This is a genomic window from Streptomyces sp. NPDC000878 (assembly GCF_053599695.1).
Genome location: NZ_JBSFMT010000025.1, coordinates 44,817 through 58,429, shown reverse-complemented (window position 1 = coordinate 58,429; position 13,613 = coordinate 44,817). Strand labels below are relative to the sequence as shown.

Below are 13,613 nucleotides of genomic sequence, written 5' to 3'. Positions count from 1 at the left end.
TCCCTGGGGAATCCCACGGAACAGGCATCCGACCTGGGGATTCGTGACACCCTCGATCACCGCTCCTCTTCGCCCAGGCCGCCGACAGTCGCCAGAATGTATCAAATCGATCCCCTGAGATAGCCAGAGGGGTACCATTCGATACATGAGTGCTACGGAGACCTCGCGCCTGGAGCAGCGGCTGACCAGCCTCTCCCCCACGTTCACGACCGCGCAGGCACGTCAGGTCCTGCTCTCCCCTCGTGATCTGGCATCCCTGGTCGCGGCGGGAGAGATAGACGAACTGTCCCGGGGGGTCTACCGGCGGGCAGACGCACCGGAGACCGCGCACGCAGATCTGCTGGCCGTGTGCGCGCGGGCTCCGCGCGCTGTCGTGTGCGGCGAGTCCGCCCTGGCCCTGCATGAGCTCATCGACGACATCCCCGCGGCGGTACACATCGCCGTGCCGCGCGGTACACGCCGCCCCACAATCTCCTACCCGCCGACCGTGGTGGCCCAGTACGCCCCGACGACCTTCCCCCTCGGCGTCGAACAATTCGAAGCAGCCCCGGGAGAGACCGTCCCCGTGTACAACGCCGCCCGCAGCGTCGTCGACGCGATGCGCCACCGCAGCCGCATCGGCGAGACCCTCGCCTTGGCCGCGCTCAGCCGCTATCTGCGCCGAGGCGGACGCCGCGACGTCGGCGAACTCCAGGAAGTCGCACGCGAGTTGGGTGCTCTCTCCGTCATCCGCCCTGCCGTTGAGGCGGTGCTCGCCTGATGGCCAACCCCACGCGCGACACCACCGCCGGCCGCGTCTACAACGACCTGCGCAACCTGGCCCGCCGCACCAGCCGGTCCACGGACGAGATCATGGTCGAGTACGTCCTCGAACGCTTCCTCTACCGCTTGGCCGCATCGCCCCTCGGCCGGGAACACTTCGTCCTCAAGGGCGGCCTGCTGCTGGCCCAGTTCGGCGCCCGCCGGATGACCCGCGACATCGACATCCTCGGCCGCTCGTTCCCCGGCACCGAAACCGAGATCGTCCACAGGATCGCGGCCATCGCCGCTACCGAGATCGACGACGGAGTCGTATTCGATCCCGCGACGCTCAAGACCGTGCCCATCCGCGAGGAGGACGAGTACCACGGCCTACGCCTGTCCATGGCCGGCTCCATCGCCCGCGCACGACTCAAGCTCCAACTGGATGTCAGCTTCGGGGATCCCGTCACTCCCGGCCCCCGGATCATCGACTACCCACAGCAGCTCACGACGGACAGCTTCCAGCTCCTTGGCTACCCACTCGCCACCGTCATCGCCGAAAAACTCTCCACCGCCGTCTCACTCGGCGACCTCAACACCCGCGACCGCGACTACGGCGACCTCTACCGCCTGCTCACCCTCAACGACCTCGACGGCCAGGAACTCACCACGGCGCTGACCGCCACTGCCACACACCGCGGCATCACCCTGAAACCCCTCAGCACCACCATCAGTGACCTCGGTGAGCGTCGCCAGACCTCGTACGCCGCCTGGCGCCGTCGGCAGGGCCCCGCGGCAACCGGTTACCCCGAACGCTTCACCGATGTCGTCCGGCAGGTGGCCGCCTTCGCAGACACGCTCCTCAGCGGCGATGCCTCCACCCGCACATGGAATTCAGCGAGCCTCACCTGGTCCTGAAAAAAGTTCGGCCGATCGATAAAGCCTTCTGGGTCCAAAACTCCGAACCTACTTACCACAAGGCCGCCAGAGATCCTGCCGGATCGCGCCGTGTGATCTCACCAGATCCCGTTCCCCGGATCAGTGCAACATGTCGCGATTCGACTCACCGCAGCCCGTATCGCACGTTCCAAGACACCCTCGCTTTCGGAGAAACTGCCAAGGTTTCAGAACCTGAGCGCTCGACCATTTCTTCCATGTAGAAGTAGGGACTAAGTCCCGCAGAAACCTTCAGGAGCATCACGATCCTCCCTTGATAGTTGACCAGCTTGGATTCGGCAGTCACCCTGCGCGCCAAATCAGGATCCAGCCCCTTCGTCTGCAGTATCTGGCAGATCCAAGACCAGTAGTCATTAAGACTTTTTCCCTACAGGACGCTCTCCCGCTCGATCCCAACAACATGGAACTCACGACACAAGACAGAGCTAACGGAGTCCAGCGTCTCGACTCGCTTCGCATCACGAGCGTTATCGGCAATCCCAATTGCGACGTAGCCGGTAACGTTCGACCCCATATTTGCCATCGCCGTGATCGTTCGACAGATCTTGCTGAATGACTCTGCATCGAACTCTCGCGAGGAATCCAGCTTCAGAAAACCCTGCTTGCAGTCGAACGTCTGCTGCTCAACAAGGGCATTACCGAGCAGCCTCTCAAGCTGGCTCGCCGACGACCCCGCCGGAGACCCGGCCGCCCGGCTGCGAGTCACTGTCCGTCACCGACTACGGCTACGCCTACCGGAGCTCCATGGATGAGCTCGCCCAGGATGCGGAAGACGCTTACAACGACATCATCGAAAACGGCGGACTTCCCACCGCCGGAGGTTCGTGAGCGATCCCCGGTCCGTCGCCCGGTGCGGATCACCTCGGTGCGTCTCCGGAGACTCCGGGTGAGCTGGTCTCCTCAGCGCTCGCGCCTGCCCGCCGTGCCACCGAGACGAAGTCCAGCTTCGCGCGCTGCAGTTCGTCCGGCCTCTCGTGGCGCCGTAGGCAGTCAACGAGGTGCTGGGCCGCCGCGGCGGCGTCGGGCGGGCCTTCCAGAAGCACCCCGCTCAGGGCACGTTGCAGCAGGACGTCGTCGTCGGCCTGCCCCCGCCCGTTCCGTTCGGTGAGGATCCGGGCGTCCGCGGCTCCGAGGAACTCCGCGTAGGTCTGACGGCGGAGGACGAACTCACGGTGACCGGCCTCGGCCCGGAGCGTCATACGAACCGATTCGAGCAACGCCTCCGCCTGCCGGTCGCCCGCGTGGCGTGCCGCCGCGGCCTGCCGGAGGCCTGCGCTGCGGGCGTACCAGCCGGTTACCACGCTGCCCGCGATCGCCGATCCCGCAGCGATCAGCGCGATTCCCCAGTCACTCATGCGGCCATCCTCGCGATCAGCCGCGATATGCCATACCCCCCTTGCCGAATGTGCGGCGTGGATCACTCCCGGTGGCCCCTGAACAGCGCGCGATAGGATCGGATCATGTCGCCCGACGACGCGAATGAACCCACCTCGACCTGGGGAAACAGCTGCGTCCGCCCCTCGGCCACCAGTAGGCTGGAGACTTCGGGCGACGGGCGACGGGCGACGGGCGACGGGCGACGGGCGACGGGCGACGGGCGACGGGCGACGGGCGAGCGGTTCTGTTCGCGGTGCGGTCTGCGGTTGCCCTGTATCGCCTGCTCGACGTTCTCCCCGTCTTCTCCGGTGACGACCGGGTCACCCGCCTGTTCACCCTCGTTCCCGGGTCCGACTTCGGAGCCGACACCCTCTCCGCGATCGACGCCCTCGGAGGCCGTACGGTGCCGTGGAGCGAGGCGTGCGGTCGCACGTACGACCTGGTCGTCGCCGCGAGTCCCAAGGGCGAACTGCGGATGCTGCGCGGCCCGCGTGTCCTCCTGCCGCACGGCGCGGGCTTCAACAAGTCGATCCCCGGCGAGGGTTCGGCCGATTCGGCGTCGGGGCTGGACCCGGCGTATCTGCGACAGGCCGACCACGAGGACGCTCCGCTGGCGCTGCACGCCCTGGCCCATCCCGACCAGGTCACCAGGCTGGCCGCCACGGACCCGCGAACCGCCCGGCACGCCAAGGTGATCGGCGATCTCACTCTGGAACGTGTCCTCGCCTCCACGTCCCGACGTGACCACTACCGCGCGGCGTTGGGCACCGGGGCCCGCACACTGATCGTCCTGGTCTCCACCTGGGGGGAGGAATCCCTCATCCGGCGACACCCGGGACTGCCTGCCCAGCTCGCCGCCCAACTGCCCCACGACGAACACCAGTTGGCGCTCGTCGTCCACCCCAACGAGCGCAGCCTGCTGGGGACGTACGAGCTGACCCAACGCCTCGCACCAGCCCTCGACGCGGGCATGATCCTGCCGGACCCGCACGAGGAGTGGGCCTCCGTCCTGATCGCCGCCGACGCCCTCGTCACCGACCACGGATCCGCCGCCCTGTACTACTGCGCCGCCCAGGACCGGCCCGTCGTGAGCGTCCACCGAGGCGGCGGCGAACTGATCCCCAGCAGCCCGATGGGCGAACTCATCGCTCGAATACCGCAGTTGGGGCGCGCCGAGAACATCGCCGACGCGCTGCGGGCGTATCGGCCGGGTCTCGGGCACGCCGCCGCCCAGGCCGCGTTCGCGCCTCCCGGCGATGCCATGGACCGCCTGCGGACAGAGATGTACGCCCTGCTCGGTCTCGTACCACCTCCTCACCGAGTCACGCCCCGCTTGTTGCCTCTGCCCGCACCCGCCGTGCGGGTACCCACAGCCTTCGACGTCCATGTGGAGACCACCGCGACCGACGTACGGATCACCCGGCACCCGGCCGGCACCGGGCCGCCGGGCCACCACCTGGCCGTCGAGCACGGCGCCGCCGTTGAACAACTCGCCCGCTCCGCAGGCCTGTTGTACCGCCGTCCGCTCCCGGCGTCCGCCGCTCCCGTAGACCTGGCCTGGACCGCCGACGGATGGACCCGACACACCCTGTCCGCCTACCCGGGCTGCCGCTCCGCCGCGGTGCTGCTGCCGTCCGGCGGGTGCCTGCTCAGAGTCCGCGGCCATGAGCAGACGTACGCCGTCCAGGTCGAGCCTCGGTCCGAAGAAGGCCGGGTCGTACGGGTCGACCCGGCCGTCGCGCTGTCGGCCGTACACGCCCGGCTGCTCTCCCCTCAGCCCGTCCCCCCGGACAGCCGCATGGTGCTGGACTGCCTCGTCGGAGAGCGGACCTTCCGCATCACCCTGCGTCCGGCCACCGGCACCGAAGCAACCCAGGTGATCTAGACCAGGCCGTTGCGCTGCCGGAGGGTCCGGGCCGTCGTGCGGTGTGCCTCGGCCTCCAGCAAGTGGCCTTCCGCTGTGTCCAGTTCGGCGAGTGCGTCGTGGACGCGGGCCAGATCGAAGCCCGCGCGCCGCCTGTCGGCCCGCCCGAGCGACTCCTGGTACAGGTCGCGGGCCTCGCCCGTCCGGCCGAGGCGGTGCAGGACACCGGCGAGGGCGAACGCCGAACGCCCGATCAGCCTCTCGCGCTTCTGCGCCACGAACCCTGCATGCGCCTCGGACAACAGATCACGCGCCGTCTCCAGGTCACCCACCTTCGCGCTCGCCTCGCCCATCCGGTAGGTCTGGAGCAGGACGCCGTAGGGGTTGGGGATCGCCCGGTGCATGTCGCGGGAGACGGCGAAGTCGGCCAGGGCCGCATTCCAGTCCCCCCGTGCGCCCTTGAGCATGCCCCGGTGCTCTACGGCCGACGCGGCCAGCTTGCGGTCACGTTCGGAGTCCCCCAGGAGTTCGAGGGCGGCCATCGCACCGTCGATCTGGTCCTGAGCCTCGCTCAGTTCCGCCGACTCCCACAGCGGTCTGGCCAATTGGCAGCGCGTGCGGACCAGCCACGCCGCGTTCCCTCCGTGCCGGACCGCCGAGTCGACGGAGCGCCGGAAAACCTTGGTCACCTCGGACTGGTGGGGGTGGTCCAGAGCGTGCGTCCACACAGGCTCGGACAGGGCCACGACCTCGGTGTCCATCCCCCGGGCGTGGGCCAGGCGCGAGCACGCGAACAGCACATGGCGCTCCTCGTTCAGCCAGTGGGCCGCACGTTCAGCGCGTTCGGACCGGACCTCCTCGTTCTCGGTCGCCTTTGGGTCCTCCAGCGGAGCGTCCGGCGCACCGGGAATCTCGTCGAGAACGTCCACCACGGTCAGCCGACGGCCCGCTGCGAACCGATCTGCCAGCTGAGTCTGTCGTACGAACCAGCGCAGCAGCCTCGCCTGGGCCTCGGCCACCTCGTCGTCCGTCAGCTCCCGGCGGGACCGGCGCAGGGCGTGTGCGCGCAGCGGGCCCAGCAGCCTCATCTGGCCGGCCTCCGTCAGGGACAGCAGCCGCAGGTCCAGTAATCCGGCGCGGTGCAGCTCGTCGAGGGCGTCCTGGCAGGCCTCCGGTCCCAGTCCCGACAGCGCGGTGGCGGAGTGGAGCGTGAACGTCTCACCGGGATGGTGCGGAAGCAGTCGGTAGAGCAGGGCCGCCGGCCGGGACAGATCGGCGTAGGCCGTGTCCCAGAGGTGCTCCACGCCGGACACTCCCTTCTCGTCCAACTCCGCCCGGAGATCGGCGAGAAGACGGGAGAGCGGACGCAGCTGGTGCACACGTACCAACTGGCCCGCCACGTGCAGCGCCGCGGGGAGGCCGTCGCACAACCGGACCACCGCCCGTGCCGCCTCCGGATCGGCGGCCAGCCGACGGTCAGGGACGATCAGCTCCAGCAGCTCTGTCGCCGCCCGCTCGTCCAGTGGTGGCAGCGCCAGATCCTCCACGGCGCCGGCTTCGAACTCGTGGAGCGGGCCGTGGCTCGTGACGATCACCACGCTGCCGCCCGACGCCGGGAGCAGGGGGACGATCTCCGAGGCGTAGCGCGCGTTGTCCAGCAGGAGGATCAGTTTCGCCTCGGAGGTCCTGTTCCAGTACTGGGTGCACCGGGCCGCGTACTGGGCAGCCACCCTGTCCGGCTCCACGTCGAGGGAGTTCAGCAACCGGGAGAGCACATCGCCGGGGTCCAGTGTGCCGTCCACCCGGAAGTCGTCGAGGTCGACGGACAACACACCGTCGGGGAAGGGGAAGCGGTCGCACAGGGTACGGGCGATCCGGTTGGCCAGCTCCGTCTTGCCCAGACCGGTCGGCGCGCGCAGCCCCAGGACGGGCGGACGGGAGCGGCTCCGCCATTCCGTGACGGCGCGCAGGGCGCGTTCCTGCTCCTCGTCACGGTTGACGAAGTTCAGCGGCTCCGGCGGAAGTTCGACCCTCACACGGCCCCCTCGATCACCCGCAGTGCCCTGCGCGCACTGCCCGACGATCATGCACTCTAGAGACTTTCCCCGCCCGCTGTCCGGTATCCCCGATCCCGAGACGGCGGTCGACGGTCAACGGACGCGCCCGGTCGAGAACCTCGCCGAGTTGCCGGGTAGGTCGGGAGGTCGAGTAGGGCAGGTGCGGACAGCCCTCGCCAAATCGAGGTGATGCACGTCACATGGAACCCGTCGGTGGCCGGATGGCAGAGGCAGGTATGGAACCACCCTTCCGGGCCCGCATTCGCGCGGGCGACGAGAACTCCTTCCGTGTGCTTTTCCAGGAGCACGGGCGGGCCGTGTACAACCACTGTTTCCGGCTGACCGGGGACTGGTCGGTCGCCGAGGACTGTGTCTCGCTGGTGTTCCTCGAAACCTGGCGGATGCGGGAGAAGGTCGAGCCGCACGGCGGCAGTCTGCTGCCGTGGCTGCTGGGGATCGCCACCAACGTGGTGCACCACCGCAGACGTACGGCCCGGCGGCACCGGGCCCTGATGGAACGTATGCCTCCGCCCGGCCTGTTGCCGGACTTCGCCGACGAGGTGGTCGGCCGGCTGGAGGACCAGGAGCGGATAGCCGCGGTGCGCAAGGCGCTTGACCAGTTGTCGCGGCCGGACCGCGAGGTGCTGGCGCTGTGCGTGTGGGCCGGGCTGGACTACGCCGCGACCGCCGAGGCGCTGGGGATACCGGTGGGCACCGTGCGTTCCCGGCTGTCCCGGGCACGGCGAAGACTGGAGAAGCTGGCGCTGAAGAATCTTGAGCAGGACCTGGAACCTGCGGCTGCGGAACGGCAGCAGACAGGTGACCGCCACGAGGCGGTCCGGCCGAGCAGTGGGAAGGGAGAGGGACCGTGGTGAGCAGGGACCGGGAGCAGGACGGAGACGTACGAGAGCTGCGCCGGCTGCTGGCCGTGCCGGCCGAACGGGACTTCCCCGACGGCCGACGGATCCAGCGGGAGGAACACCTGATGCGCAGTTGGCGGACGATGGCGGGGCAGCGTACGGGCGGGCGCGGGCGCCGGGTGGGGCAGCGGCTGGCGATGGGGCTGGCGGCGGCAGCGATCGCGGCGGGCGTGACGGTGGCGATGCCGGGCGGGACGGAGAGCGGGACGGACAGCGGGAAGAAGGCAGAGAAGGGGACCGAGCAGGGGACCGAGCAGACGGGGCCCGGGAAGAACACCGAGGTGGCACCGGCCGGCTTCGCGGTGGAGAAGAACTCGGACGGCACCCTGACCATCTACCTCAAGGAAGTCAGCATGTGGAGCGAGGGGGACGCGAAGCACTTCGAGGAGATGACGGCCAGGATCCGGGCGGCCGGCTTCACCGCGGTCGTCGAGAACATCCCCCCGGACGAGACCTGCGGGCAGGACCGGGGAGAGGTCATGGAGCCGGAGAAGACCGGTGACGGCGACTGGGACTACAGGTACGTCATGACGCACGCGGACACGTATCTGGTCACGGTGACGGAGCCCGAAGCCGACCCGAAGGGGTCCGGCACGAAGCAGCCCACCTTCTTCAACGACAGGTTCATCAAGGGCGAGGTCAAGCCGTGCGACCCCTCGTGAGCCACCGTTGGAAGAACGCGTGAGTCACCCCTAGAAAAACCCGTGCGTGCCAATCGCATGTGCCTGCCGAATCACGTGTGCAAAGGTTGGGACTACACCAACTCCTGTCCCCCCACCCGCACTTCAGGGAGCACCGCATGCTGCGCGGCATCGACGTGAGCGCGTACCAGTCCGACGCCTACGACACGGACGGCCTCTCCTTCGTCTTCATCAAGGCGACGGAGGGCCGTACGTACGTCAACCCCAAGCTGACGGCCCAGACGAAGCGGGCCCGTGACGCCGGCTGCGTGGTCGGCTTCTACCACTTCCTGTGGCCCGGCAACCTGACCGCCCAGGCCGAGTACTTCGTCAGCCAGGCCCCGGAGCGGGGGAACGCCGACATCCTCGCCGTCGACTGGGAGACGACCGGCGACGGCACCCACGCGTCGAACGCGGAGAAGGACACCTTCATCCGCAAGCTGAAGGAGCTTCGGCCCGACTGCCGGGTCGTCCTCTACTGCAACCGGAACTACTGGCTGAACATCGACACGACGTCCTACGCGGGCGACGGACTGTGGATCGCCGACTACGTGACGGCCGGTGAGCCCCGTATCCAGGCGAAGTGGCTCTTCCACCAGTACACCGACGACCCGGTCGACACGAATGTCGGTGACTTCGCGACCAAGAAGGCGCTGCAGGAGTGGGCGGACTTCAAGTAGCGGGTTCATCGACTGACGGGTGACGGTCGACATATCCTCGGCACAGCCGTACACCTGACCGGGGGCGTCCCATGGCCGAGACGGGCACATCGTGAACGGCAGCCGCCGTCCGGCCACCTTCTGGGCGGCGCTGGCGCCCTCGGACCGGGACGCGCTGCTCCGGGTGGCGAGCCGGGTGTCGTTGCCCGCCGACGAGCAGTTCCTGGCGCAGGGCGAGGACTCCGACCATCTGGTCGTGCTGCTGCGCGGCTGGGTCAAGGTCGTCGCCCAGTCGCACGCCGGCTACCGTGCGCTGCTCGCCCTGCGCGGTCCCGGTGAACTCCTCGGTGAGCAGGCGGGGTTGGAGCGCACACGCCGCTCGGCCTCGCTGCTCACGGCGACGACGGTCGACCTGCTGCATCTGCCGGCCGCCCGCTTCCAGGCGCTGGCCCGGGCCAGCGCCGGAGTGTCGGCGGCGCTGGAGCAGACCTTGTCCGGGCGGCTGCGCGAGGCCGACGTGCAGCGCACCGGCATCACCGAACCGGTCCCGGTGCGTCTCGCCGCCCTCCTCCTCGACCTGGCCGAACGCTGCGGGCATCCCGACCCGGACGGCACCGGCGTACGCATCACCCTGCCGCTCTCCCAGGACGACCTGGCGGGGCTGGTGCTCAGCTCACGCCGTACGGTGAGCCGGGTGCTGGAGCAATGGCGGGGCCGGGGCTGGATAGTGACGGGGCGTCAGGCACTGCTGATCCGGTCGGTGGACCAGTTGAAGGGGCAGGCGTTCGGCGGGTGAGCGTCAGCAGGAGGTGTAACTCACCCCTTCCTTGGGCGCCTTGAGGATGCGGTAGCCCTTCGTGTGGGTCAGCTGGTAGGTGATCGTCCAGTCGTCGCAGGTGTCGTCGGGGTTCGAGGCGGGGCCGTAGCCGGGGTCCTGGTGGCTGCGGAAACTCATCGTGGCGAGGGTGTACGTGCCGTCGCTCGACAGTCCGGTCAGGGCGATGTCGGACTCCCGCGTCGTGCTCATCTGCCGCGTCCAACCCTCCCTGCTCTTGGCCGAGTCGGTGTTCACCACCTTGGAGTGGGGGTCGTAGCGGCGCATCGCCTTGGCGTAGTCGCGTTCGTTGATCGCCCCGTAGAAGTGGGCGAACATCGTCGCCACCTCGCGCGCCTGCGGATCGTCGGCGACCTGGGAGAAGTCGACGCTCGCTCCGGGGGCCTCGGCCCGGTCCTCCGCGACCGGTTCCGCCGAGGGCTCCGGCGGATCGGTGAGGCCGGGGCCCGACTTGACGCTCGCGTCCGACGACGAGCCGGACGAGGACTCGTCGGAGGGCGCGTCCCTGAGCGCCGGGACGTACCTCGCGGCGGCCAGCCCCACGCCCGCGATGATCAGCAGGGCCACGACCACGCCGATCGCACGGGCAGCCGCCGAGAGACCCGGGTAGGAGGGGCCGGGGGTTCGCTGCGGAGGCCTGTAGGGCGGGGTGTAGGGCGTGTACGGCGTCGGCTGTGTGGGCTGGGTGTGCTGCTGAGGGGCCGGTTGCGGGAACTGGAACCCGGTGTTCGGCCGCGTCACCGGTCGCTGTTGAGGAGGCGTGACCGGCGGCCGGCGTCGCTGTGTCGGCGGAGGTGGAGGCGGTGGCGGCTTCTGCTTCCGGTGGGCTCGTGCCTGCTCCAGGGCCCGCAGCCACTCCGCCATCGGCGGGCGCGCGGCCGGATCGGAGGACCTGCTCTGTTCGGCGAGGTTCGCCAGGCCGGACGACACCGTCCGCAGCCCGCTGAGGTCGGTGCTCGTCTGGTGCCGGTTGAAGAGCCTGGTGGCGATCAGACCGAACTTGTACGTGTCCGAGGCCGGCGTCGCCTTCGCCGCCTCCGGCACCGCCCAGTCGTCCGTCTCCACCTGGGGCAGGACGTCCTTCCCCGCCAGCCGCATCGAGTCGCAGTCGATCAGCAGGCACTTGGGCGAGGGGTCCAGCATGAACAGGACGTTCTTCGGCGAGAGGTCGCCCACCCTCACCCGGTGCCGGTGCAGCCGGTTGAGGGTCGCCGCCAGGTCGATGAGCAGCCGCAGCCGGCGCCCGTCGTCGACGTCCAGCCCGAGCAACTGCGTGAAGCCGTCGTCGTTCAGCAGGAACTCCATGCCCTGCGGCTTCACCTTGCCCAGCCGGGCGCTGTCGAGTTCGAACTCCTCGGTGATCCGCTGCATCAGGAACCCGGTCACCGTCGTGCCGGGATTGGCGCGCGGCGACGGCTGCGTCGGCCGGACGCCGGTGTAGACGAGCGCGATCGGCCAGGTCAGCCGCTTGTCGAGGAAGGAGTGGTCGTAGCGGTTGCTCCGGCCCAACTCGTCGAAGAAACAGACCAGTTCGTAGAGCACCTCGGGGTCGCTTGACACCGTCGGCAGGTACTCCTTGTACGCGAGGTACTCACCGGCGAACCTCCCAGGCAGGTCGGGCACCGCGTACACGACGCCCTGTCCGCCGTCGCCCAGCCGGTGTGCCGCGAGGTCGCCGAGCCTGTCCCGCCCCACCCAGGAGATCGTCATCGTCGTCAACTGGGGCCTCCTGGTGCGTCGTTCCACGGCCACAGGGCGATCAGCGTGCGGTCGTCGTCGTAGGTCTCGCGGGAGAAGTCGAGCAGGTGGGCGAAGCCCAACGGCGGTACGGGCTGCCGCAGTCCGTAGTAGAAGTGCCGGGCCACCGCCCCCGTCCCGTCGCCCAGCGGATCGCCGAAGCCGTCCGTGCCGACGAGCAGGACCGTGCCCGGTTCCAGGGCGAAGGAGAGCGGGCGGATCACTCCGGGTACGTAGGGCAGCGGCTCCACCGTCGAGGAGTACAGCCCGTCCGTCCCGGCCGCTTTGCCGCCCGCCAGCGGGTAGAAGCGGTCGTGCTTGATCTGCCAGGCGCCCGAGTCGCCGATCGAGATCAGATGGACGAAGACACCCTGTTCGGTGGGTGTCGCCGTCCCGGCCACCAGGGTGGTGGCGAGCAGTCCGGCCGTCTCCTCGGCGCCCGCGTCCGGTCGGCGCAGGATGCGGCGGGCCTGTTCGACGAGCTGCCAGTGGACGGTGGACAGCAGTTTCTCCCAGTCGGCGACGAAGCCGCCGCCCTCGCCCCGCACCTGGGCGAGCATCTCGTCCACGGCGCTGCGGCAGGCCAGTTGGGACCCGATGTGCGGCTGGCGCGCGCTGGAGACGCCGTCGGCGACGGCGAACACCACGGTCCCGGTCTCCTGGTCCCAGGCCGCCGCCGCGTCGTCCTCACGGGGCCGTCCCTCGTAACGGTGCTGGTAGCCCCGTACGGAGGCCAGTCGCAGGGCCATGACCCCGGCCTGCCAGCCGTCGCAGACGGTGTCGGGGCGGTACGACAGCCCGCGCGGCGGCACGGTCTCGAACCGCGGGACCGGCGCGCCCACGGCGATGGGCTGCCAGCGGTCGGCGGGTGCGTCCGTGACCGTCTTGTCCTCCGTACCGTCCGAACTCCAGCCCGCGCCCTGGTCCTTCTCCAGGGCTGCCTGCCGCACCGGCAGGTCGGGGGTCGGGCCGGGCGGGGGTACGGAAAGTGTCTCCAACTCCGGCGGTGGCTCGCTCTGCCGTTTGCGGAATGGGGCCACGTCAGATCACATCGATCGCGACGGTGAAGCCTTCCGGCTTGTCGACCGTGAGCTGTGGGTTGGCCGAGCCGAGCGAACGGCCCGAGGCTATGATGCTCCTGGTGAGGGCGGTGCAGAACTTGGCGATGGCGTCGCCGACATCGACGCCCTTGTTCACGATGAACCCGAACTCCGGCTGCGTGGCGACCTCGTTGATGATCTCCGCGTCGGCGTCCACGATGCCGCAGGCGATGATGTTGGGCGCGCCCAGCGTCAACTGGCGGTCGGTGAGCCGTCGGTGGGCGTCCCGCCAGTCCTCGCCTCTGTTGGGCAGCCCGTCGCTGAAGAAGAACACGGCGGGCCGGTGCACCTGGTACCCCTCGGCCTTGAGGCCCTGGATGTCCCCGGGGATACGGGTGATCAGGTCCTCGAACGCGGTGGCGTAGCTCGTCATGTTGCGGGTGGACAGGCGCGGGAACTCGCCGGCGCCGCGCAGGTCGACGAGGTGGACCCGCTCGATCACGTCGTCCGAGAAGCCGAGTACGGAGAAGCGCACCTTGGCGGCGGCCATCGGCTCGCCGAGCAACGCCTGGTGCAGGGACCTCAGGCCGTCGTTCAGGTCGTCGATGTGCTCGTACATCGAGCCCGACTCGTCGGCGAGGACGTAGACGGGAAGCAAGTGCCCCCGGTTGCTTTCGATCATCGTCACTTGTCCTTAGCTGTACGTGTCCGATCCTGAACCGTTCTCGTCCGCTCCGCTGTCCTCG

General features: G+C 69.2%; 13 protein-coding genes. 7 read left to right on the top strand and 6 right to left on the bottom strand.

Annotated features, from left to right (window positions below; genetic code table 11):
• Nucleotides 1-145: 145 nt before the first annotated feature.
• Together ACWDR4_RS22800 and ACWDR4_RS22795 are read left to right on the top strand one after the other, a co-directional pair.
• A complete protein-coding gene (locus ACWDR4_RS22800) occupies nucleotides 146-760 on the top strand; it encodes a type IV toxin-antitoxin system AbiEi family antitoxin domain-containing protein (protein WP_450411043.1) in 615 nt (204 codons plus the stop codon).
• The gene (locus ACWDR4_RS22795) at nucleotides 760-1,659 is read left to right on the top strand and encodes a nucleotidyl transferase AbiEii/AbiGii toxin family protein (RefSeq protein ID WP_450411041.1); all 900 of its coding nucleotides are present in this window, start codon (nucleotides 760-762) and stop codon (nucleotides 1,657-1,659) included. The genes ACWDR4_RS22800 and ACWDR4_RS22795 overlap by 1 nt, the downstream gene beginning before the upstream one ends.
• A 406-nt stretch (nucleotides 1,660-2,065) precedes the next feature.
• Here the strand turns inward: ACWDR4_RS22795 and ACWDR4_RS22790 are convergent, their stop codons facing one another.
• Complete coding sequence (locus ACWDR4_RS22790; RefSeq protein WP_450411039.1) at nucleotides 2,066-2,404, bottom strand: RNA-binding domain-containing protein; 339 nt, start codon at nucleotides 2,402-2,404, stop codon at nucleotides 2,066-2,068.
• A gap of 151 nt (nucleotides 2,405-2,555) precedes the next feature.
• Entirely contained in the window at nucleotides 2,556-3,053 is a 498-nt protein-coding gene (locus ACWDR4_RS22785; protein ID WP_450411037.1) for a hypothetical protein, read from the bottom strand.
• 275 nt (nucleotides 3,054-3,328) lie between these two features.
• Between ACWDR4_RS22785 and ACWDR4_RS22780 the strand changes: the two genes are divergently transcribed.
• Complete coding sequence (locus ACWDR4_RS22780; RefSeq protein WP_450411035.1) at nucleotides 3,329-4,960, top strand: translation initiation factor 2; 1,632 nt, start codon at nucleotides 3,329-3,331, stop codon at nucleotides 4,958-4,960.
• Here ACWDR4_RS22780 and ACWDR4_RS22775 read toward each other — a convergent pair.
• Nucleotides 4,957-6,975, bottom strand: coding sequence for an NB-ARC domain-containing protein (locus tag ACWDR4_RS22775; RefSeq protein ID WP_450411033.1), 2,019 nt, complete (start codon nucleotides 6,973-6,975; stop codon nucleotides 4,957-4,959). The genes ACWDR4_RS22780 and ACWDR4_RS22775 overlap by 4 nt on opposite strands.
• Nucleotides 6,976-7,232: 257 nt before the next feature.
• Between ACWDR4_RS22775 and ACWDR4_RS22770 the strand changes: the two genes are divergently transcribed.
• The 4 genes from ACWDR4_RS22770 to ACWDR4_RS22755 all read left to right on the top strand — a co-directional run bounded on the left by ACWDR4_RS22770 (nucleotide 7,233) and on the right by ACWDR4_RS22755 (nucleotide 10,051).
• Entirely contained in the window at nucleotides 7,233-7,871 is a 639-nt protein-coding gene (locus tag ACWDR4_RS22770) for an RNA polymerase sigma factor (protein ID WP_450411032.1), read from the top strand.
• Complete coding sequence (locus ACWDR4_RS22765; protein WP_450411030.1) at nucleotides 7,865-8,578, top strand: hypothetical protein; 714 nt, start codon at nucleotides 7,865-7,867, stop codon at nucleotides 8,576-8,578. The genes ACWDR4_RS22770 and ACWDR4_RS22765 overlap by 7 nt, the downstream gene beginning before the upstream one ends.
• Nucleotides 8,579-8,715: 137 nt before the next feature.
• Nucleotides 8,716-9,276, top strand: a complete 561-nt coding sequence (locus ACWDR4_RS22760; RefSeq protein WP_450411028.1) for a glycoside hydrolase family 25 protein — start codon at nucleotides 8,716-8,718, stop codon at nucleotides 9,274-9,276.
• 91 nt (nucleotides 9,277-9,367) lie between these two features.
• Nucleotides 9,368-10,051: a Crp/Fnr family transcriptional regulator gene (locus ACWDR4_RS22755; RefSeq protein WP_450411026.1), complete on the top strand. Its 684-nt coding sequence runs from the start codon at nucleotides 9,368-9,370 to the stop codon at nucleotides 10,049-10,051.
• Between the two features lie 3 nt (nucleotides 10,052-10,054).
• Here ACWDR4_RS22755 and ACWDR4_RS22750 read toward each other — a convergent pair whose 3' ends face one another.
• Genes ACWDR4_RS22750 through ACWDR4_RS22740 form a run of 3 tightly spaced genes read right to left on the bottom strand, consistent with a single transcriptional unit; the run spans nucleotide 10,055 to nucleotide 13,549 of the window.
• Nucleotides 10,055-11,809 carry a hypothetical protein gene (locus tag ACWDR4_RS22750; protein ID WP_450411024.1) on the bottom strand — a complete coding sequence of 585 codons (1,755 nt, stop codon included), beginning with the start codon at nucleotides 11,807-11,809 and terminating at the stop codon, nucleotides 10,055-10,057.
• Entirely contained in the window at nucleotides 11,806-12,867 is a 1,062-nt protein-coding gene (locus ACWDR4_RS22745) for a protein phosphatase 2C domain-containing protein (protein WP_450411022.1), read from the bottom strand. The genes ACWDR4_RS22750 and ACWDR4_RS22745 overlap by 4 nt, the downstream gene beginning before the upstream one ends.
• A gap of 1 nt (nucleotide 12,868) precedes the next feature.
• Nucleotides 12,869-13,549, bottom strand: a complete 681-nt coding sequence (locus ACWDR4_RS22740; RefSeq protein ID WP_450411020.1) for a vWA domain-containing protein — start codon at nucleotides 13,547-13,549, stop codon at nucleotides 12,869-12,871.
• Between the last annotated feature and the right edge of the window lie 64 nt (nucleotides 13,550-13,613).